We start from the raw sequence: 21,162 nt of genomic DNA on the forward strand, positions 1-21,162 counted from the left end.
CGACCGATTCCGAGGGATCGTGGTCGTCGGGGCGTTGCCCCGCCCTCGACCCGACCCGGGTCGGCAGAAGGCCACAGGGATGGACCGCGATCGGGCAAGGCTTCGGGCAAGTGGCGAGGACTCATGCACAACCGGGACAATGATCAGGCAGGGTCGGGGATCGGCATGGCGGCCACCGTCGAGGCGCCGAACCCCGGGAGTACGGGCGGCTTCTACCCCCTGGTGCTTCGATGGTTCGGGATGCTCCCGTTCCAGCGGTCGACCGGGGGCGGCACGACGATCCGGAAGCGCCTGACCCGCGGTTGGTACGAGTTCCTGAGCTTCATGGACCGTCGGGTCCACCTGATGTTCATGAACTACGGCTACGCCCCGCTCGACCCGGGGGAGCCGACGGTCGACCTGGAGCCGGGGGACGCCAAGAACCGCTACTTCATCCAGCTCTATCACCGGGTGGCCGGCGCCATTGATTTGCGGGGCAAGAAGGTGCTGGAGGTGGGGTCGGGACGAGGGGGGGGCGCCTCGTTCGTCAAGCGGTATCTGCGGCCGGGTTCGATGACCGGCATGGATTACGCCGATCGGGCCGTGGCGTTCTGCCGGCGGACCTATCACGAGGATGGCCTCGATTTTGCAGCAGGGGATGCCGAGCACATGCCCTGGCCCGATGCGTCGTTCGACGTGCTCCTGAACGTCGAGTCGTCGCATTGCTATCCGCACATGGATCGGTTCGTCCGGGAGGCGTTCCGGGTGCTCCGGCCCGGCGGGCACCTGCTCTTCGCCGACATGAGGCACCGCGACGTGATCGGCTCGGTGTTCGAGTCGTTCCGCGGGGCCGGATTCGAGATCGTCGAGGAGCAGGAGATCACCCGCAACGTGCTCCGGGCCCTGGAACTGGACAACGACCGCAAGAGCACGCTGATCCGCCGCGAGGTGCCCCGGGTCTTCCGCCCGATGTTCCGGTGCTTCGCCGGGATGGCCGGGACCGAGTCGTTCCAGTCGTTCGCCTCGGGCGAGTGGGTCTACTGGAGATTCGTGCTCCGCAAGCCCGAGGCCGCGGGGGACGCCCCCGCCGGTGCCTGAGCCAGGGCGCCCGAGTCGATTCAAAACGCATCGCCGCCAGCCGAAGGGTCGAGTGTCAATGGTGTCCCGAGATCGAGGAATTGAGCCAACACGATGAGTGACCGGCCCCTTTTTATCACCGGAGCGACCGGCGCGCTGGGTCGCCGCCTGATTCACGAGTGGCTTGACGGCACGGACCGGACGCTCTATCTGCTGATCCGCCGCAAAGGGCGGCTCTCGACGCAGGATCGCGCCCGCAAGCTGCTGGCCCCGCTCGGGCTCGACGCCCTGGTCGGCTCTCGGGTCCGGGCCGTGGAAGGGGACGTGACCCTGCCGGGGCTGGGCCTGGACCCGGCCGACCGCGACCGCCTGCGCCGAGAGGTCGTCGAGTTCTTCCACATCGCCGCCCTGACCGAGCTGAACGGCAGCAAGGACCAGTGCGACCGGATCAACATCGGCGGCACGACCGAGGCGCTCCGGGTGGCCCGCGACCTGCTCGAGCACGGCCGGCTCGAACGCCACTTCCACTTCAGCACCGCCTACGTTCCGGGGAGCCTGCGGCCCTACAAGTCGTTCGAAGACGAGATGGCCCCCGAGCCGGCGCACGCGAACCACTACGAGGCGAGCAAGTACGCGGCGGAACGGCTCGTCCGCTCGGCGATGGACGACGGCCTGCCGGTGACGATCTTCCGGCCGAGCATCGTCGTGGGCGACTCGGCCACGGGGGAGGTGACCGAGTTCAACGTGATCTACCCGTTCTTCAAGCTGTATGTGCACGGGATCCTGAACGTCCTGCCCGCGAGGGCCGACGAGACGTTCAACATCGTGCCGATCGACTTCGTGACCCGGGCGGTCCGGGCGATCGCGTCGCGGCCGGATTCGGTGGGCAAGACGTTCCACCTGACCTCGGAGCGGCCCCCGTCGATCGGCACCTTGCTGCGGGTCAAGGACGTCGAGTTCCCGAAGATGCCGCCGGTGAACCTGGTGGACCCGGAGGAATTCGACCGGGGCACGCACTCGTTCGTCGTGAACAAGGTCCGGCGCTTCATCGAGCCGTACCTGGGCTACCTGCGCTGCCAGTTGACCTTCGACACGACGAACGCCCGGGCCGCGCTGGAGGGCTCGGGCGTGACGTTCCCGGAGACCGATTACGAGTTCCTGAAGCGGATCCTCCAGTACGCGGTCGATCGGAAGTATCTGATCGCCTGAGGCCGGGTCGACGCGACCAGGTGCCCCTCGGGGGCCTCGGGTTCGGCCCCGAGCCCGAGGCCCCCGGCGACGGGCATCGAGGGGCGCCCTCCGGGCCGATCGGCAAGGACGGGGGGGCGGGGCGATCGGCTCAGGGGTTCCGGGGCCTCAGCCCCGGCACCTGGCCGAGGGTCTCGACGATGGTCTGGACCCGGCGGTCGATGGCCCCGATCGGGGTGCCGATGCCGTCGAGCTTGTCGTTGGTCTCGACCAGCCGGCCGTCGACGCTGGCGAGCGTGCCGTTGGTCGTCTGCAACTGGGCGTTCGCCAGGTTCAGGCGCTCGTTGGTCGTGTCGAGCCGGCCGTTGGTCTGCGAGAGCCGGTCGGCCACGGTGGTGATGTCGCCGTTGACGTCGGTCAGCTCGGTGCCCAGCTCGGCGATGATGGCGTTGGTCCGGTCGAGTTTCGCTTCGAGGGTGGCGATGCCGTCGTTGATCGCGGCCACCTCGCCCCGGGTCTCGCCGAGGTCGGTGCTCACCTCGCCGAGGTCGGTCCGGACCTCGACGAGCTGGTCGTTCAGGCCGCCGATCCGCTGATCGACCGAGGCCAGGTACTGGTTGGTGACCGAGAGCTGCGCGTTGACCTGGTCGAGCCGGTCGGTCAGGGGGGAGAGGCAACCTCCCAGGCCGAGGAGGATCAACGGGGGGATCGGGAACCGATTCATCCGGATCGTCTCCGTGCTTCGAGGCAATGCGACCGCTCGATCGTCCGGTTGTGACTATCGGCGCGATGGCAGGGAGGAGATCAGGGATTCGGGCCGGGCCGGGTCGCCGGCCGGGACGAGGCGATCAGCCCCTCGATCACGTCGGAGTCGACCGGCTTGACCAGGTGGTGATCGAACCCGGCCTCCTGCGATCGGCGATGGTCTTCCTGCTGCCCCCAGCCGGTCAGGGCGATGAGCAGCGCGAGGGAGCCGGCAGGGGTGTCGCGGAGCCGTCGGGCGACCTCGTAGCCGTCCATGCCGGGCAGCCCGATGTCGAGCAGGACGACCTCGGGCTCGAATCGGGCGGCGACCCGGAGCGCCTCGGGGCCGTCGTGGGCGAGTCGGACGTCGTGGCCGGCGATCTTGCCGAGCAGGGTGCCGAGGGTCACGGCGGCGTCCCGGTTGTCGTCGACGATCAGGAGGCGGAGGGGGGTGGGGCGGGCCTGCTGATGGTTCGCGCCCCGGGACCGGGACGCGGGGGAGGGGACCGGTGCCTCGGGGGGGGGAATCGTCGGCAAACGGATCTCGAACTCGCTGCCCTGGCCCAGCCCCCGGCTCTGCGCCGTGATGGACCCGCCGTGCAGCTCGACGAGCATCCGGACGAGGCTCAGGCCGATCCCGAGCCCGCCGCGACGGCGGCCCGGACCCTGCTCGGCCTGGACGAACAGCTCGAAGATCCGGGCCAGGGCCTCGGGGTCGATGCCGATGCCGGTGTCCCTGACCCGGATGACGGCCTGGTCGTCCCGGGGGGCGATCGTCAGGGCGATGCGCCCGCCGGAGTCGGAGTATTTCGAGGCGTTGGTGAGGATGTTCCAGAGGATCTGCTCGATCCGGGCCGGGTCGGCCCGGATCCAGACCGGCTCGGTGGGCAGGTCGACCGAGAGGGCCTGGCCGATCTCGGCCACCTGGGTCCCCACGGCCGAGACGACCCGCCGGGCGATCGGGACGAGGTCGATCGCCTCTCGGCGCAGCTCGATGGTGCCCCGGCTGATCCGGGTCACGTCCATCAGGTCTTCGATCAGGCGGGCCATGTGGGCGACCTGATTGCCGGCCATGGCCCGCACCGTCTCGCGTTCGGCGGCCTCGGGGTCGATCCTGCGGTCGGCCTCGGGCTGCCTGAGCAGCTCCAGGGCGGTCCGGATGGGGGCCAGGGGGTTGCGGAGTTCGTGGGCGAGCACGGCCAGGAACTCGGTCTTGCGGCGGTCGGTCTCGCGGAGTTCCAGGTAGAGCCTGGCGTTCTCGAGGGCGATGGCGGCGCGGCGGGCCAGGTCCTCGACCACGGGGAGGTCGTCGGTCGAGAAGCGGCGGTCGGGGGTGGTGATCGAGAGGCCGAAGGCGCCGATGGTCTTGCCGGCGACCTTCAGCGGGACGATCATGTGGGAGGTGGGCCAGGCCGGCTGGAATCGGGCGCGGCGGTCCGGGTCGGGGATGAGCGTGGCGAGCGTCTCGGCGTCGATCTCGGCCCGCAGGTCGGGCCGCCCGGTCCGGAGGACCTCGGCGATGGGAGACGAGCCGTCGGGGTCGATCGGGGAGGCGCTGAGGATCTCGGCCATCCTCCGCCGGACGGCGGGGTCGCGGTGGGCGATCGTCGCGCGGCGGATGGAGCCGTCGGGCTCGATCAGGTAGACGACGCAGGCGTCGGCCAGGCCGGGGATGACGAGCCGGGGGAATTGCTCGAGGATCTCCTCCGGGTCGGTCGGGTTCGCCAGGAGGATGCCGGCGTCGGCCAGGAGGTGGAGGGTGCGCTCGGCCCGCTTGCGGTCGTCGATGTCGGTGCCCGAGCCGATCCAGCGCTCGATCTCGCCGTCGGCGTCGCGGACCGGGACGCAGCGGCCGAGGTGCCAGCGGTAGTTGCCGTGGCGGTCGCGGATGCGGTACTCCCCCTCGAAGACGTCGCCGGTCTGGTAGGAGTGCTGCCAACGCCGGAAGATGTCGGGCAGGTCGTCGGGGTGGATGGACTCTCGCCAGCGGCGGAGGACGTCGGGGTCGTCCGGGGCGATGCCGACGTAGTCGTGCCAGCGGCGGTTGAGCGACAGGAGGTTCCCGTCGGGCGCGGAGGTCCAGACGATCTGGGGGACGGCGTCGGCCAGCAGGCGGAAGTGGCGTTCGGAGGCCCGCAGCGCGTCCTCGTCTCGCTTGCGGTCGGTGATGTCGGCGGAGACGCCGATGACGCGGGTCGGGGCGTTGTCGTCGTCCCGGATCACGACGCCGCGGTCGGAGATCCAGATGAGCGACCCGTTGGGATTCTGGAGCCGGAACTCGGCCTCGTAGGAGTCGCCGTGGTCGAGCGCCTCGCGGAGCCGCCGGTCGAGCCGGGGCAGGTCGTCGGGGTGGACCAGGGAGCGGAAGCTGTCGAAGGTGCCCTGGAAGTGCCCGGCGGGGATCCCGTAGGAGACGAGGTGGTTCTCGGCCCAGTTGACCCGGCCCGATCGGACGTCCCAGTCCCAGGTGCCGAGGCGTCCGGCCTCCATGGCCAGCCGCAGGCGCTCCCGGTCGGCCCGCTCGGCCTGCTCGATGCGGAGCCGCTCGGAGACGTCTCGGAGGACGACGACCAGCCCGCCCTGGCCGTCGTGCTGGATGGCGGCCGAGCTGGACTCGATCGGCAGTTCCGAGCCGTCTCGGCGGCGGAGCAGGGCGGGTGCCCCGGTCCGGTGGACGATGCCGCCGCGGAGGATCTCGGCCACCGGGAGCTCGGCGGTCTTGGTGGTCATCGGGTCGCGGGTGTGGAAGACCGTGTCCAGCGGCCGGCCGACCGCCTCGTCGGCGGGCCATCCGGTCAGCTGCTCGGCGATCGGGTTGAGCTTGATGACCAGGCCGTCCTCGCCGGCGACGATGACCCCCTCGCCCAGGCTGGCGAGGATGGCCTCGAGGCGTTCGCGCTGGCGGCGCTCGGCGGCCTCGGCCTTGAGCCGATCGCGGGCCTCCAGCTCGTTGAGCCGCTGCGCCCGGCGGTACGACTCGCAGAGCCAGATGATGATCAGGCTGGTCATCAGGAAGGCGACGATCGCCGAGACGTCGGCCGCCCCCGGGACCATCGGGTTCAGCTCGGGCAGGACGAAGAGGAAGGCGCCGATCATCAGGGAGACGGCGACGGCCAGGATGGCGGGCAGCGGGCCGAGGAAGAGGGCCGAGAAGAGGATGGCGGGGTAGAACGTCACGTACGGCTGCCGCGGCCCGAGCGCCGGGTCGAGCAGGAATCGGACGCCGGCGGAGAGGCCGATCGCGGCCATGGCGACCAGGTAATCGAGGATGCGGGGCCGGGGTTGTCGAAACATGGTCGGGAGACTCGGCGAGAGAGATGGAGGCGTCTCCACGCGGACCTTCGAATCGGCGATACCGGGGCGGATTGCTCGGGGTCGGGCTGCTATCTTACTCAATGTCGATGGTCGAATCTCCCCCTCGACATGCGTTCGCCGAGGGGGGGGGATACGAGACCGGGGGGGCGAACCGGCCCGCGACCGGCCCGGATCCCCTCTCGGGCGTTCCGCGACCGATTGTAGGCATTCGGGGACCCTGACTCATGAAGGCTCACACGGAATACCTGACGTTCACCATCCCGGCCCGGATGGATTTCCTCAACATCACCGGGCGGGTGGAGGAGGCGGTGCGGTCGAGCGGGGTGTCGGAGGGGCTGGTGCTGGTCAATGCGATGCACATCACGGCATCGGTCTTCATCAACGACGACGAGTCGGGGCTGCATGCCGATTACAAGCGGTGGCTCGAAGGGCTCGCGCCGTTCGACGCCTCGCCGCAGCGGTACCGGCACAATCGGACGGGGGAGGACAACGCCGACGCCCACCTGAAGCGTCAGGTGATGGGCCGCGAGGTGGTGGTGGCGATCACGGAGGGGAGGCTGGACCTCGGCCCCTGGGAGCAGATCTTCTACGGCGAGTTCGACGGCAACCGCCCCAAGCGGGTCCTGATCAAGGTGATCGGCGAATGAACACGGGATCGCACGACGGGCCTCATCCCTCGGCCGAGCCGCCGGATCGGCTCCTGGCCGATTGCGACGTGAGGTTCGCGAGGCGGTCGGGCCCGGGGGGGCAGAACCGCAACAAGGTGGAGACGGCGGCCATCCTGACCCACCGGCCGACGGGCCTGTCGGCCGAGGCGAACGAGCGGCGGTCGCAGGGGGAGAACCGCGCGGTGGCCCTGATGAGGCTCCGGGTGGTGCTCGCCCTGGAGATCCGTCGGCCGACCGACCCGGGGGCGGGCCCGAGCCCCCTGTGGCGGTCTCGCCTGAAGGGGGGCCGGATCGTGGTCAGCCCGTCGCACGACGACTTCCCCGCGCTGCTGGCCGAGGCGCTCGACGCCGTCGCCGCCCGAGGCGCCGACGTGAAGGCCGCGGCCGAGGCGCTCGGCTGCTCGGGCTCGCAGCTCGTCAGGTTCCTGAAGCTGGAGCCGAGGGCCTTGCAGCAGGTGAACGGCCGTCGCGCCGAGGCGGGGCTCAGGCCGCTCAAGTGAGCGCGGGGGCGCTAGAAGACCAGGACGACGAGGGTCGAGAGCAAGGCGCCGATGCCGGCGACGGCCAGGGAGAGCGGGCACTGGGTGGTGACGTGGTCCATCACGTCGCAGCCGGTGAACATGCTGGAGAGGACCGTGGTGTCGGAGATCGGCGAGCATTGGTCGCCGAAGACGGCCCCGCCGATGACCGCGCCGAAGCAGACCTGCACGAAGAACTGGATGGAGGCCCAGTCGGCCCCCCCGGCGGCGGCCACCCGGCCGAGGGTCATCGGGTCGATCCCCAGGCGGGTCGCGGCCAGGGACAGGGCCAGGGGGACGGCGATGGGGAAGATGACCGCGTAGGTCCCCCACGAGGAACCGATCGAGAAGGCGATGATCATGCAACTGAGCATCAACATCGCCGGCAGGAGGGCCGCCGGCAGCCAGCTGCCGAAGATCGAGATGACGAAGCCGGCCGTGTCCAGGTCCTTCGACACCTGGCCGAGCGTGACCGCGAGGCCGAGGATGATGGCCCCGACGGTCATGTTCCGGCAGCCGTCGAGGAAGCCGTTCATGGCCGTCTTCAGGGGCATCCCCTTGAGCACGGCGATCAGGATGGCCGACGCCGTGCTGAAGAAGAACGCGTGATTGATCATGTTCGTCTTCAGCACCGCGAGGGGCACGATGGCGAGGAACAGGAGGATGCCGAGCGGGACGAGGAAGTCGACGAGGCTGACCGGATAGCCCTCCTCCGGGCTGCCTTCCATCGCGTCGAGGTCGACCAGGGGTTGCGCGCCGGGGGCGTCGAGCTGGCCGGTGCTCCGCGACCGTTCGACGGCCCGGCGCATCTTCGATCCGTACCAGGGCAGGAGGCCGAAGCTGAACAGGAGGGTCGAGGTCACGGCGAGGATGCCGTAGAAGTTGAACGGGACCGCCCAGAAGAACCAGTCGCTGCCGACCCTCGAATTGGGGATCAGCACGAAGTTGCCGATCGCCGCCGTGGTGGCGCCGGCGACCAGGCCGCCGACGTAGAGCGGCCAGGCGTTGAACGGCAGGACCGTCGCCGCGGGCGAGGCGGTCGAGTCGACCAGGTACGACAGTTCTTCATGACTGACCTTGTTGCGGTCGCTCACCGGCCGGATGGTCGAGCCGGCGAGCACGGTGCTGACGGTCCCCCCCTGGTGGAAGACCATGCCGACGATCCAGGCGAAGAACCGCGCCGTGTTCGGGCCGCGGACGACCTTCGACCCCACGACCTCGGCGAAGTGCTTCGCGGCCCCGGTCCGGCCCCAGACGCCGAGGATGCCGCCCAGGAACCAGAGGTAGACGAGCAGGATCGTGGCGTAGGATTCCGTGCCGAGGGCCTTGAGGAAGAAGTCGCTGATGAAGTCCAGCTCCTTCGGGACCCAGAGGCCGACGGCGACCCTCGCCTGGAAGAACTTGACGATCGACCCGCTGACGATCCCGGCGAAGAGCGAGAGCAGGACGTCTCGCGTCCAGAAGGCCAGGCCGAGGGCGACGAACGCCGGCACGAGCGAGGCGACCCCGAACCATCGGACGCGATCGACCAGCGCCGCGCCGAACCCGGGGCGATCGACCGAGCCGTCGCCGACGTCGACCCCGCTGTCTTCGATCCGATCCCAGACCCGGTCGGGGACCTCGTCGGCCCGGCGATCGAGCAGGCCGTCGGCATTCTCGTCGAGGCGGCCGTAGAAGCGATCGAGCCGGAGCTCGAGGGCGTCTCCGGCTTGCCTCGCGTGAGCCCGCTCAGCCGGGGCCAAACCCAGGAGGGCGATGAGGCTCAGGATCAGAACGGCGCATCCTGGCAATCGTCGCGGTGCGGCAAGATCGGTCGCGGTAGGCATGGGTATCGAGGGTCCCGGGAAGCAGGGTCGGGGGGGCGATCGTGAATGCAATCGAGGGGCGAGGACCGATCAGGACGGCGGGCCGGTGCCGATCCCCCGGGCCGCCGCCAGGGCGTCGCTCTGCTCGAGGTAGAGCGACCGGGACGGGAAGGCGAACTCGACGTCGAGCGCCTCCATGCGGCGCATGAGGGTCAGGTTGATCGATTGCTGCAGATCCATGTACTGATTGTAATCGGGGCTGAGGACGTAGTAGACGACCTCGAAGTCGAGCGAGCTGTCGCCGAATTTGGCGAAATGGGCGCGGTCGAACCGGACCTGGTCGAGGCCCTCGATCGTCTCGCGGACCTCCTCGGGGATGCGTCGCAACGTGTCGGCCGGGGTGTCGTAGCGGACGCCGAAGGTGAAGGTCACCCGGCGTTCGGCCATGCGTTTGTAGTTGCGGACGCGGCTGCCGATCAGGTCGGAATTGGGGAAGACGATCTGCTCGCCGCCGAGGCTCCGGACGCGGGTCGTCTTGACGCCGATGAATTCGACGACGCCCATGTGGTCGCCCGTGATGATGAAGTCGCCGACCTCGAACGGCTTGTCGAGCACGATGGCGACCGAGCAGAAGATGTCGCCGAGGATCTGCTGCAGGGCGAAGGCGACCGCGATGCCGCCCACCCCCAGGCCGGCCAGCAGGGGGGTGATCTCGATCCCGAAGCTGCCGAGGATCAGGATGAGGATGATCCCCCACAATCCGGCCAGGGCGAAGAAGCGGACGACGCCGTGCGCGGTCCTCGCCGCCGACTCGCTGAAGTTGGCGAAGCGGAAGCCCTGCGTCAGCCCCTCGTCGATCAGCCCCATCCCCCAGCGCCCGGCCTGGAGGAACAGGACGATCAGGGAGACGGCCCGGATCGTGTCCCCCACGGCGACCGCGGTGGCGTCGGCCGACCCTCGGAAATCGACGAGTGTTTGCGCGAGGTAGGCTGCCAGGGCCACGATGCTGAGGGGCCAGGTGTGGTCGAGGATCTGGCAGAGGTAGTCGTGCAGGGGGAGTTCGGAGCGATCGGCCAGGCGGCGCGCCCGGGCCTTCACCACGGCCAGGACGATCCGGAAGGCGAGCGCCAGCCCGACGAGCAAGCCCAGGAACACCGCCCACGACCCCAACGAGATGCCGAGAAGGGTCCGCCCGTCCAGGATGAGTTGCACTTGCTCCCAGGTTCGTGCCACGATCGACTCCTCTGCGTTTTTCGACGTTCCTGGCCTGTCCTCGGGTCGGTCCGGAGCGAAGTTAGCACGATCGCCGACCCCTCGCAACGACACGGTGCATCGTTCCTTGAAACGATCAACATGACACCGCGTCCGGCTCCGAGGCCCTCGCCGCCAGGCCGAGGACGGCCGCCCAGAGGTCGCCGTAGGCTTCGACGACCCGGTCGATCGTGAAGTGGCGCTCGACCCGATCGCGTCCCGCCCGGCCGAACCGCTGCAGGCGCCGGCGATCGGCGGCGGCCTCGATGAGCGCCGAGGCGAGGGCCTCCGCGTCTCCCGGGGGGACGAGCCAGCCGGTCTCCCCCGCGACGACCAGGTCTTCGGTCCCCTCGACCGCCGAGGCGACGACGGCCCTCCGGGCGGCCATGGCCTCGAGGACGACGTTCGGCATCCCCTCCCAGCGCGAGGGCAAGACGAGCAGGTCGGCCGCCTTGAGCAGGCCCGGCACGTCGGGCCGGCGGCCGAGCCAGCGGAGGCGATCGCCGGGGATCCGCGCGGCCGCGTCCGACCGCATCAAGGGGGGGCGGTCGGGGCCGTCGCCGGCGATCGCCAGGTGCCAGTCGGGGCACCGGCGGGCGACCCGGTCGGCGGCATCGAGCAGCGTCGGCACGTCTTTTTGCGCGTCGAGGCGGCCGGCGAAGAGGGCGAGCAGGGCGTCGGGGGGCACGCCGAGGGTCGAGCGATCCACCGCGACCGCCGCGTCGATCGGCCCGGGGTCGATCCCGTTCGGGATCACGACCAGGCGGTCGGGGTCGAGGCGGCCGTCGCGGAGGCTGAAGCGGCGCACCCCTTCCGAGACGCAGACCGACCCGGTGCCGAGCGGCGCGGTGAGCCGATCGAGCGTCAGGTGCCACGCCTGCCGGCGCTCGGCCACCCGGAGGCCGCCGATCACCCAGGGCGACCCGGCCATCGGGGCCGCCAGCCGGCTGGCGACGTTGGCGTGGAAGAGGAAGCTCTGGATCAGCCGGGGCCGAGCGGCCCGCAACGCCCGGCCCAGCCGGGCGACCGCGAGGGGAGGGGCCTTCGGATTCACGTCGAGGCAGGTGGCCGGGATCCCGGCCGACCGGAGCGCCGGGGCGAGCGGGCCTTCCGGCCCGAGGGCGAAGACCGAGGGGGCCCATCGCCGGCGGTCGAGGCCCGTCGCCAACGCCACCAACGCCCGTTCCGCCCCGCCGACGTCCAGCTCGGTGATGACCAGGGCCACCGGGACCGGCCGATCGGGCCAGGGGAGCCTCGGCGCCTCGGCGATGCGGCGGAGGAGGGGCGGCTGCAGCACGATGACGGCTCGACGCGAGGGGGTGGGCTTCTCGGACCAGGTCGCCCCGGGTCGGGTCCTTCAAGGGCGGACCCGCGGCACCCGACGACGGGCTCCGAGGACGGTGTCATCCGGGCGATTCGGTCGCAGTCTTGCGAACGCAATCCCAAGTGTACTCGACGCGACGCCGGGCCGCCTCGAGCCCGAAGCGTCTCGCGGGCGTGCCCGGTTGGCCGCGACGGGAGGGGGGCATCGGGCGTCCTTGTCTGTTACAACGATCAGTCCCGGACCGCCGATCGAGGCTCGCACGGGTGCACGCCGGGAATCCGACGAGATCGGGCCGGGCCAAGGGGGCCCCCCTTGGCCGACGGGCCCGAGGCGGGCCGGTTGTTCAGAAATCACGAACGCAGGGAAACCTCCTCATGACATTGCTCCTCACCCTCTCGATCGCGATCACGCTCGCCTCGCCGGCCGATCAGGCCGAACTGGTCGAGGTCCGCCGGATCTGGGACGAAGGGGAACACAACGCCTTCACCGACCTGATCCGCTTCGACGGCCGATGGCTCTGCACCTTCCGGGAAGGGAAGGGGCACGTCTCTCCCGATGGGGCCCTGCGGGTGATCGCCTCCGAGGACGGCGAGCGGTGGGAGTCGATCGCCCTGATCACCTCCGAGACGGCCGACCTGCGCGACCCGAAGATCTGCCTGACGCCCGACGGCCGCCTGATGCTCACCGGGGCCGCGGCGCACAACGACCCGGGGGACATGCCGCGCCACCAGACGATGGCCTGGTTCTCCGACGACGGCGAGACCTGGGACGGCCCGCACCCGATCGGCGATCGCGGCTTCTGGCTCTGGCGGGTGACCTGGCACGACGGCGTGCCGTACGGGGTCGGCTACTCGACCGGGGGCGAGCGGACCTCGCGGGTCGCCCGGCTCTACCGGGGGGTCGACGGGGCGGCCGACCGGTTCGAGCCGCTCGTCGAGACCCTGTTCGAGGGCGGGGAGCCGAGCGAGGCCACCCTGCGGTTCCTGCCCGACGGCGAGGCCCTCTGCCTGCTCCGCCGGGACGGGGCCGAGCCGTCGGCGAAGCTGGGCCGATCGACCGCCCCGTTCACCGACTGGGACTGGACCGACCTGGGGGTCCGCGTCGGCGGGCCGGACTTCATCCGCCTGCCCGACGGCCGCCTGATTGCCGTCGTCCGGCTGTACGACGGCGGCGCCCGGACCTCGGTCTGCCGGCTCGACCCGGACTCGGGCACGCTGGCCGAGCTGCTCGCCCTGCCCTCGGGGGGCGACACGAGCTACGCCGGCCTGGCCTGGCACGAGGGGCAGCTCTGGATCAGCTACTACGCGTCCCACGAGGGCCGGACCTCGATCTATCTGGCGCGGGTGGACCTCGCTGAGCCATCCTGATCGCCCGGTCGGAAGGCGTTCGCTCCGGGAGGCGATCGCGGAACCTTCTGTCCCGCAAGGGATTGGGAAAGGATTCGGGCCGGGGCGGGGGGTGTCGTCCGGGAGATTCGATGGCCATGGCACGCGATCTGCGACTCGTGATGAGGCAATGTTGCCGCACCGACCGAGTCGGCGGCCGTCATCATCGAAACAGGACGCGGGACTGAGGGAGTGTGTCATGGTCATTCGCATCTTCGATCGGGGGGCCGCGACGGTCATCGAGACCCCGGATGACGTGGTGGTGCATCGCGGCCGGGTGATCGGGCTGCCCGACATGCTGGAGGTGCGCGGGGCGGCCGGCCAGGAGGCGGTCTTGCTGACCGAGTCGGTGGCGATCTCGGCGGCCCGCCTCGGCCTGTACGGCCTGAAGGTGGTCGAGCACCTGCCGACGAAGGTCCGGACCTGATCCGGGTCGCCGGGGCTCTTGAAAACGAGACAGCCGAAGCGGGCCAGGAAACGTACACCGAAACCAGGAACAGGAGGTCGGCGGCGGTTTGCCGAACAGGGTCTTGATGGTGAGGCAAGGGATGGTGTGGGCGGGGGCCCTGGTGGCGGGCCTCTGGCTCGTCGGCCTTCACGGCGCGAGTGCGAATGCCCAGTCCGACGGCCCGCTGGCGGCGATGGCGGGAGGGTCGTCGTCGTCCGGGTCGACCAGCGAATCGTCCGGTGGGAGTGGCGGGGGAGGCGGCAGCGGCGGCGGCGGGCAGGACGCCCTGGATATGCAGAGCGAGAGCTATGTGAATCGGCCCGAGTTGAACGCGGGACTCCCGCCGATCGGCCCGCCGGTGGACCTGGAGACGCCGCAGGCCTCGCTGGCCAACTTCGTCGATGCCTGCGAGGCGGAAGATTACCGGCGCGCCGCCTACTCGCTGAACCTCAATGACCTGCAATTGCTCGATCAGGCCGACCGGGGGCCGGAACTGGCCCGGATGCTCCACGAGGTGCTCCAGCAGAAGCTCTGGATCGACTGGGACGACGTACCGGATCGGCCCGACGGCCAGCGGTTCGGCTACAACCTGGAGAAGGCGCAGGGGAACGACTCGGATCGCCCCAGGGCGTTCTATCACCTGGGTGCGATCTCGTTCGATCACCGCGATGTGGACGTGTACCTGGAACGGGTGAAGTCGCCCGATGCGCAGCCGAAATGGGTCTTCTCGAGACGGACCGTCAGCGCGATCCCGGCCCTGTACCGGGCGTTCGGCCCGGGAGAGCTGGAGCGTCGCCTGCCGGAGTCGCTCACGCAGGCCAAGTTCTGGGGGATCGCGCTCTGGCAGTGGATCGGCATCGCGGTGTTCGGGCTGATCAGCCTGGTGACGGGCTTGGTGGTGCAGCGGCTCGTGGAACGGTTGCTGCGTGCCCGTCGCGACCAGAAGTCTCGGCGCCTGGTCGACCTGAGCCTGGCGTTGACCGACGCCGTGGATGGGCCGGTCGCGGTGATCGTGGGGCTGGTGGTGTTCAAGCTGCTGGCGGCCCACCTGCTCCGGCTGGCCGGGCCGGTGATGGCGATGGTCGAGCCCTTGATCTTCGTGCTCATCGTCCTGACGACGACGTGGCTCCTGTCCCGGATGATCGACTTCGCCTCGGCCCGCCTGAGCGACCGCTACGAGGGGGAAGACCGGGCCGGGAATGCGCACGAGATGCTGACCCGGATCAAGGTGGCGAAGCATTTCTTCACGGTGGTGGTGCTGCTGGTCGGCCTCGGGGTGGCGTTCTGGCAGTTCGAATGGTTCCAGGCGATGGGCTACAGCCTGCTGGCCTCGGCGGGGATCGCGGCCCTGGTGCTCGGCCTGGCGGCGCAGCGGCCCCTGGGGAACCTGTTTGCCGGGGTGCAACTGGCGCTGACCCAGCCGGTCCGCGTCGGCGACGCGGTGATCTTCAGCGGCGAGTGGGGATGGATCGAGGAGATCGCGGTGACCTACGTGGTGATCCGCACCTGGGACATGCGGCGACTGGTCGTGCCCACCTCGCAGTTGATGGACAACGCGGTCGAGAACTGGACGAAGGGGGGCGAGAACATGATGAAGCCGGTGTATCTTTATGCCGACTATCGTGTCAATTTCGCCGCCGCCCGGGACGAGCTGGAGCGCATCCTGGAGGATTCGGACGACTGGGATGAGGAGGTCCCGCCGATCCTCCAGGTGACCAACTGCACCGAGGAGACGGTCGAGCTGCGTGCCCTCTGCTCGGCCAAGGACCCGTCGGTGGCCTGGAACCTGCACTGCGAGGTCCGCGAACGGCTCGTCGCCTTCCTCCGGGACCTCGACGACGGCTCGTACCTGCCCCGGACCCGGATCGCGATGGTCGGCGAGGAGCAGTCGACGCGCCCGAAGGGGGCGTCCTCGGAGTCGAGCGGCCCGGAGCGTCGCAACAAGGGGAAGGGGAGGGGGCGGTTCGACCGATCCGAAGGGCGGGGGAACCGCTCTCAGGGCAAGTCTCGCAAGAAGGCCCGGGCCCGGGAGTCGAAGGCGGCCGACGAGAACCGGATGGGGGGCAGCGCCCGGGATGACGGTCAGGCCGAAGGGGGAGACGGTTCCTCGTCCCGATGAGTCCGGTCCGGCTCCCCGGCCTCGCTCCTTGAGGCGGATGGACGGGGGGCGATCGCCTCCCCTTCGGGGAGAGGGGCGGCGGGCGGCGCTGTCCGATCTGCAAGGCTGTCCGACCCGGGGCGCGGCGACGGTCCCCTCGGTTCGGGGATCGCGGTCGGAGCCGGGCGGACCCCGGGGGGACGGCCCGGGCGGTTGCATCAACCAATACGCCGTTCCCGTTCCGACTCGACGACGGGGGGCCGGCTGTGTATGATTGAGTGATCGAGCGCCGAAGCCGCACCGGTGCCCCTGGCGCTCGCGAATCTACCCGAGATGGAACGCCCGAACCGGCATGACGCCGAGGAGCGCCCCGTGCAACCGAAGCTTCTGATTGTCGAAGACGATCGCTCACTGCTGGAGGTCTGGAGGACCATTTTCTCGACCCGCGGTTGGGTCGTCTCGACGGCCACGACCCTGTCCGAGGGCCTGGCGCACCTGGACCAACCGCCGGACTACCTGATCCTCGATCTGGAGCTCCCGGACGGGAGCGGCGAGGCGATCCTCAGGCAGATTCGGGAGTTGGGGCTGAAGACCCGGGTCGCCGTGACCACGGGGTCGGATGACCTCTCCCGGCTCATCGGATTGCACCCCGAGGCCCTCTTCCAGAAGCCGGTCGATGTGGCCGCCATCTGGCAGCAGGGCGGGTTCGCCGAGGTGAGCTGATTCGAGCCGTCCGGCCGCCGCCCGCCCCGGTGGGGGGCGATCGCTCGACCGCCTGGTGTGTCGTTGCTGTTGCTTGAAGGCTGTCGGGCCGGTTTCGAGGCGGTTTGCAGACGCGAGAGACGGCCTCAGCACCTGCCCGTTGCGATTTCACAACATTGCGATCCGAAATCGGGGCCCGGACCGGGCCCCCCCGAAGGCTTCCCGCTTGCCAGCGCTCGCTTTGTGAAAGAGAATTCGCGTAGCGTTTGAGCGAGATTGAACATGCTAGCGACCCGCTTCCGGTGGGGTATTGCCGGTCTCTCGGCGAAGGGGCCTTGAATGGAACCGGCCAGAGCGGATGAGCCCGAAGGATCGCCCGGCTCGGGAGCCTCGCCCGGCCCCGGCAAGGGGATTCGCATCTTGCTGGTCGAGGATCACTCGGACATCGCCCGGGTGCTCGCCACGCTGCTGTCTCGGGCCGGGCATGTGGTGACGACGGCGGGCAGCATGTCCCGCGCCGAGCAGATTGCGGCCGCGTCCGGGCCGTTCGACCTCTTGATCAGCGACCTGAGCCTGCCCGATGGCTCGGGCCTGGAGCTGAAACGTCGGCTCGGGGACATTCCGGGGATCGCCGTCTCGGGCTACAGCACCGAGGTCGATCTTCAGGAGTGCCTCGACGCCGGATTCATGGACCTGCTCGCCAAGCCGATCGAGTTCGCCGCCCTGCGCGACCTGATCCGTCACATCGACTGGTCGAGGCCGGCCGCCCCGGGGCGGAGCCCGGAGACTCGGGACGACGGTCCGACGACCTCCGGCCCTTGAAAGGGGGAGGGCCGGTCGCCCCGGCGTGGGGAGCCGGCTCGAGAGGCGTCGTCGGCCATCTTGCGTTAATGGCCCGGCCCGAAGAAGACGGCGTTGCGGAACAAACGCTGGGTCACGGGGGAAAGCGCCCTCGCGTTCGGGTCATCGGTGAACCCGATGATATGCCCCCGGCCGATCGCCTGCGCGAGGACCAAGGGAGACCGGCCGATGGCTCGCAGGGTGTCGGGCCAGCAGAAGCCGCTGACCGGCTCCTCCTGCGCCTCGAACGTGACCAGGTTCCTCCCCTCGGTCGCATCGAGCGGGTCGACGATCAGGCCGGCCTGGGTCAGGATGTCGATCGACTCGGGCAAGCCGGCCGTGACCCAGTGGTCGCCGTAGACGGTCGCCCGCAAGATCGCCCCCGGGACCGGGCGGGGCGGCTCCTCGGGGTCGTCCTCGGCCCCGGCCTCGACGACCAGGGAGTCGGCGTCGGGGTCGCCGATCGGGTCGAGCCCCTCGCCGGGGATCGGGGGGACGGGGACCTCTCGGCGATCGGTGGGGACGAGGCCGATCTCCGGGTCGATCCCCCACCGAAGCGCCCCGCCGACGAGGATCAATGTGCCCCCCGACTCCACCCAACGCCTGAGCCGGTCGGCGGCGGCGGCGTCGAACCCGGAGGCCGGGCCGTCGTAGTCCCCGTCGGGCAGGATGAGGACGTTGGCGTCGTCCAGGTCGACCGAGCCGGCGAGGCTTGAAGCCGGGACCCGGGTGGTCGGGTACCTCCAGACCTGGTCGAAGAGGTACCAGGTATGACCGACGAAGGGGCTGACCGGCCGATCGACGGCGAGGACCACCCGGGGAGGCTCGACCCAGGAGACGTTCGGCCCCCCCAGGCCGGCCCCCTCGTCGACGAAGCTGGAGTCGATGCCGGTGATGGTCAGGCGGTGGCGATCGGCGGCCGATCGGACGGCCTCGTGCAGGCGGTCCGGATTCTCGAGCGTCCGGAGCAGGAGCGTGCCCGGGGCGAACGACCGGCCGTCGAGGACGAACGGTTGATCGACGACCCGGACGCGGAACCCCTGCTGCAGCCAGTCGGACAGGGCGTCGAGCCCGGCCTCGTCCTCGGTCGGCACCAGGTAGCCGACGGCCGGGCGTTCGGGGCCCTCGACCGTCCCGGCCGGCGGGCTGCCTTGGTCGTCGATCGCTTCGGAGTCGGGGGCCTGAGCCGGCCGGCCGCGGAGGGCCTCGATGCCGAAGGTCAGGGGCAAGGACCAGGCGGTCACGTCGTAGATCTCGTCGCCGAGGCGATGGGCCTTGCGGTCGAGCTGCCGGGCGATGAAGGCGTCGTCCATCTCCTGACGATCGGCGAGCAGGGTCTCGGCGAGCCGCCCCGCCGGCTGCGCCGCCGGGACGTAGTAGCTGCCCGCGGGGGCGAGCTGGTTGAACCCCCTGGTCCCCTGATCGACCTCGACCGGCTCGGTCAGGCGGCGCACCTCGATGCCGTTGGCCCGGAGCAGGGCCGCGAGCGAGGCGGCCCGGTTGGGGGCCGAGCCGGGCAGGAGGAAGACATCGGGCGATTCCCCCGACCGCCCGCGATCGACGGCCTCGCGGCGCCCCTCGGCGAAGGCCCTGAGCAGGTCGGCCCGGCCGGCCGAGGCGGCCTCGATCGTCGCCAGGCTGCTGACGTGATGATGGCGGACGGCGTCGTGATAGTGGAGGGTCGTCTCGTCGTCCCGGTCGACGAGCAGGCCCCGGACGCCGGCCTGTTCCCAGAGGATCCCGAGTCCGCCGTGCATCATCGGCCAGGTCGAGCCGTAGCCGGGATAGAAGGCGTCGAAGATCTCCCGGGTGGTGTAGGCGAAGCCGAGGCGGTCGAACCGCTCGGCCTGGCGGCGGCCGATCCGGGCGACCCAATCGGCCTGCCTGGGGGTGATCTGGGGGTTGAACGGGTCGGAGGCGGGGTCGAAGTAGTAGGTCGAGTCGGCCCCCATCTCGTGGGCATCGACATACACGTTCGGCTGCCAGTCGAGGTAGGCGGCCACCTTGGCCTTCGTCTCGATCTGCGAATGCAGATACCAGTCGCGGTTCAAGTCGAAGAGATAATGGTTGAATCGCCCCCCCGGCCACGGCTGATTCCGCTCGCTGGCCCGCGGGGATGCCTGCGGGAAGGCACCGCGAGCACCGCGATACGACGCGACGAACCGGTCTCGCCCGTCGGGATTCTGGAGCGGATCGATGATGACGATCAGGTTCTCGAGCCAGCTTTGGGTTTCCTCGCGCCGGTCGGCCAGCAAGGTGTAGGCGGTCAGCAGGGCCGCGTCGGTGGAGGAGGTCTCATCGCCGTGCACCGAGGCGGCCAGCCAGACGACGGCCGGCTCCCGGTCGATCAGCGCGTCGGCCTGCTCCCGGTCGATGGCCCGGGGGTCGGCCAGCCCCTGGCGGTTCCTCCGGACCTCGTCGAGCCGCTGCATGGTCTCGGCCGAGGAGACGACGAGATACACCAGCGATCGCCCCTCGTAGGAACGGCCATACGGCGTGAGCATGGCCCGATCGGGAGCCGACCCCGCGAGCGCCTCAAGGTACCGGATCACCTCGGCATGGCTGGAAATCTCGGCTCCCCAGCGATGCCCCACCACGTCTTCCAGCGTCGGGATCGCCGGGTCGGCCTCGATCTCCGCCATCGGCAGGAGCCGGCCTCGGTCGCGAGCGTCCTGGCCGCACGCCACCCCCGCGCCTCCGCCCCCCCAGGCCACGAGGACCCCGAGGATCCCCCCGGCAACCGGCCCCACGCGGCTGATACCGTCCCACGTCCTCACGCGATCGCCCCCCCCTCGATTGCCCGTCCCCGCGGCCCCTCGTCCCTGGCCGGCCCTGCTCCTCCTCGCCCCACCGCGAACGGTTATCCGCCCGGAGTTCCCCCGCGTCAAGCAACCAGCCCGCTCAATCTCGGCCGATCCCGCGGTGTACCCCTCGACCTCGACGGCGTATCTCGGCCCGGACATCCCGTCATGAGCGCAACCGATTCTCCGCCCCCCTCCCCAATTTCTCCCCTGCAGTGACTTCCCTTCCTCAACGTCAGCCGTTAGAATGCCTTCTCAATCGCTCGCTCAAACGAGACAGCTCGTCGCACCCGTAGCTCAACTGGATAGAGCATCGGTCTACGGAACCGAAGGTTACAGGTTCGAATCCTGTCGGGTGTACTCGGAAGTCGTTAAAGCGCAGCAGGTTACGGCGGCCTTGCGGTATCGGCTGTCTCTCTTCGAAAGTCATTTCACGAGATCGACACCCGCGACAAGGCCTCGACCGGAACGGTGAGAAATGAAGAGGGGTGAGCCATGCACTGCCGTGGCTCACCCCTCTTCTCGTTACCGGATATCGGGTCAGTTTCGAAGCACGCCCTGAGCGCTTGCGTGCGAGATTGCTTTGAAGGTTTTTTTGAGGGGTCGACCCGCCCCCATTTCACACAACGTGGCCGCTTCGGTGGCCCCGTCGAAGGCCAGGCGGCCGGCGACGCCGTCGAGCCGCATCGCCGCGGTCGGCGTCACGGCCTTCCAGAGGCCCTGCGGGATGCGGCCGATGACTCGCTGACGCTGTGCACCGCGGCCATCGCGGCGGGCCATTGGCGGTGTTGGCCCCGGTCTCATCGACGAAGACCAGCCGGCTCGGGTCGACGGCCGCGATGAACCGCTCCCGCCAGGTCTCCCGCTCGGCCTTCAACTCCGACCGGTCCCGCCCGGCGGCCTGCCCCGACATTTTTTTTGCGAGGCAAGCCGAGCCGATCGACGGCACGATGCACCGCCGAGACGCCGCAGTCGACGCCCACGGCCTCGCGGAGAACTCGAGCGTCGCGTCGGTGCCG

General features: G+C 70.0%; 16 protein-coding genes and 1 tRNA gene. 10 read left to right on the forward strand and 7 right to left on the reverse strand.

Annotation, left to right across the window (positions count from 1 at the left end; translation table 11 throughout):
* Positions 1–123: 123 nt before the first annotated feature.
* Together AB1L88_RS17600 and AB1L88_RS17605 are read left to right on the forward strand one after the other, a co-directional pair.
* Entirely contained in the window at positions 124–1,077 is a 954-nt protein-coding gene (locus AB1L88_RS17600; RefSeq protein ID WP_367097991.1) for a class I SAM-dependent methyltransferase, read from the forward strand.
* Positions 1,078–1,170: 93 nt separating this feature from the next.
* A complete protein-coding gene (locus AB1L88_RS17605; protein WP_367097992.1) occupies positions 1,171–2,265 on the forward strand; it encodes an SDR family oxidoreductase in 1,095 nt (364 codons plus the stop codon).
* 130 nt (positions 2,266–2,395) lie between these two features.
* Here AB1L88_RS17605 and AB1L88_RS17610 read toward each other — a convergent pair whose 3' ends face one another.
* The gene (locus AB1L88_RS17610; protein WP_367097993.1) at positions 2,396–2,968 is read right to left on the reverse strand and encodes a hypothetical protein; all 573 of its coding nucleotides are present in this window, start codon (positions 2,966–2,968) and stop codon (positions 2,396–2,398) included.
* A gap of 80 nt (positions 2,969–3,048) precedes the next feature.
* Positions 3,049–6,282: a PAS domain-containing protein gene (locus tag AB1L88_RS17615; RefSeq protein WP_367097994.1), complete on the reverse strand. Its 3,234-nt coding sequence runs from the start codon at positions 6,280–6,282 to the stop codon at positions 3,049–3,051.
* A 245-nt stretch (positions 6,283–6,527) separates the two neighbouring features.
* Here AB1L88_RS17615 and AB1L88_RS17620 point away from each other — a divergent pair, with 245 nt between their 5' ends.
* The gene (locus tag AB1L88_RS17620; RefSeq protein WP_367097995.1) at positions 6,528–6,950 is read left to right on the forward strand and encodes a secondary thiamine-phosphate synthase enzyme YjbQ; all 423 of its coding nucleotides are present in this window, start codon (positions 6,528–6,530) and stop codon (positions 6,948–6,950) included.
* Positions 6,947–7,471, forward strand: coding sequence for a peptide chain release factor-like protein (locus AB1L88_RS17625; RefSeq protein WP_367097996.1), 525 nt, complete (start codon positions 6,947–6,949; stop codon positions 7,469–7,471). The genes AB1L88_RS17620 and AB1L88_RS17625 overlap by 4 nt, the downstream gene beginning before the upstream one ends.
* Before the next feature lie 11 nt (positions 7,472–7,482).
* Here AB1L88_RS17625 and AB1L88_RS17630 read toward each other — a convergent pair whose 3' ends face one another.
* The 3 genes from AB1L88_RS17630 to AB1L88_RS17640 all read right to left on the reverse strand — a co-directional run bounded on the left by AB1L88_RS17630 (position 7,483) and on the right by AB1L88_RS17640 (position 11,842).
* Positions 7,483–9,315: a Na+/H+ antiporter NhaC family protein gene (locus AB1L88_RS17630; protein WP_367097997.1), complete on the reverse strand. Its 1,833-nt coding sequence runs from the start codon at positions 9,313–9,315 to the stop codon at positions 7,483–7,485.
* Positions 9,316–9,384: 69 nt separating this feature from the next.
* A complete protein-coding gene (locus AB1L88_RS17635; RefSeq protein ID WP_367097998.1) occupies positions 9,385–10,527 on the reverse strand; it encodes a mechanosensitive ion channel family protein in 1,143 nt (380 codons plus the stop codon).
* A 115-nt stretch (positions 10,528–10,642) separates the two neighbouring features.
* Positions 10,643–11,842, reverse strand: coding sequence for a glycosyltransferase (locus tag AB1L88_RS17640; protein ID WP_367097999.1), 1,200 nt, complete (start codon positions 11,840–11,842; stop codon positions 10,643–10,645).
* 401 nt (positions 11,843–12,243) lie between these two features.
* Between AB1L88_RS17640 and AB1L88_RS17645 the strand changes: the two genes are divergently transcribed.
* From AB1L88_RS17645 to AB1L88_RS17665, 5 genes are all read left to right on the forward strand, one after another.
* A complete protein-coding gene (locus AB1L88_RS17645) occupies positions 12,244–13,236 on the forward strand; it encodes a sialidase family protein (protein ID WP_367098000.1) in 993 nt (330 codons plus the stop codon).
* Between the two features lie 217 nt (positions 13,237–13,453).
* A complete protein-coding gene (locus tag AB1L88_RS17650) occupies positions 13,454–13,681 on the forward strand; it encodes a hypothetical protein (RefSeq protein WP_367098001.1) in 228 nt (75 codons plus the stop codon).
* A gap of 121 nt (positions 13,682–13,802) precedes the next feature.
* Positions 13,803–15,821, forward strand: coding sequence for a mechanosensitive ion channel family protein (locus tag AB1L88_RS17655; RefSeq protein WP_367098002.1), 2,019 nt, complete (start codon positions 13,803–13,805; stop codon positions 15,819–15,821).
* Between the two features lie 351 nt (positions 15,822–16,172).
* Positions 16,173–16,523, forward strand: a complete 351-nt coding sequence (locus AB1L88_RS17660; RefSeq protein ID WP_367098003.1) for a response regulator — start codon at positions 16,173–16,175, stop codon at positions 16,521–16,523.
* 318 nt (positions 16,524–16,841) lie between these two features.
* Complete coding sequence (locus tag AB1L88_RS17665) at positions 16,842–17,324, forward strand: response regulator (protein ID WP_367098004.1); 483 nt, start codon at positions 16,842–16,844, stop codon at positions 17,322–17,324.
* Between the two features lie 65 nt (positions 17,325–17,389).
* On the opposite strand, the gene AB1L88_RS17670 is transcribed toward AB1L88_RS17665, so the two are convergent.
* Positions 17,390–20,029 (reverse strand): M14 metallopeptidase family protein, encoded by a 2,640-nt coding sequence (locus AB1L88_RS17670; RefSeq protein ID WP_367098005.1) that lies wholly within the window; start codon positions 20,027–20,029, stop codon positions 17,390–17,392.
* A gap of 400 nt (positions 20,030–20,429) precedes the next feature.
* Between AB1L88_RS17670 and AB1L88_RS17675 the strand changes: the two genes are divergently transcribed.
* Positions 20,430–20,503: transfer RNA gene (locus tag AB1L88_RS17675), tRNA-Arg, on the forward strand.
* Positions 20,504–20,683: 180 nt separating this feature from the next.
* Here the strand turns inward: AB1L88_RS17675 and AB1L88_RS17680 are convergent.
* A complete protein-coding gene (locus AB1L88_RS17680) occupies positions 20,684–20,923 on the reverse strand; it encodes a hypothetical protein (RefSeq protein ID WP_367098006.1) in 240 nt (79 codons plus the stop codon).
* Positions 20,924–21,162 lie beyond the last annotated feature (239 nt).

The organism is Tautonia sp. JC769, assembly GCF_040717455.1.
GTDB lineage: Bacteria > Planctomycetota > Planctomycetia > Isosphaerales > Isosphaeraceae > Tautonia.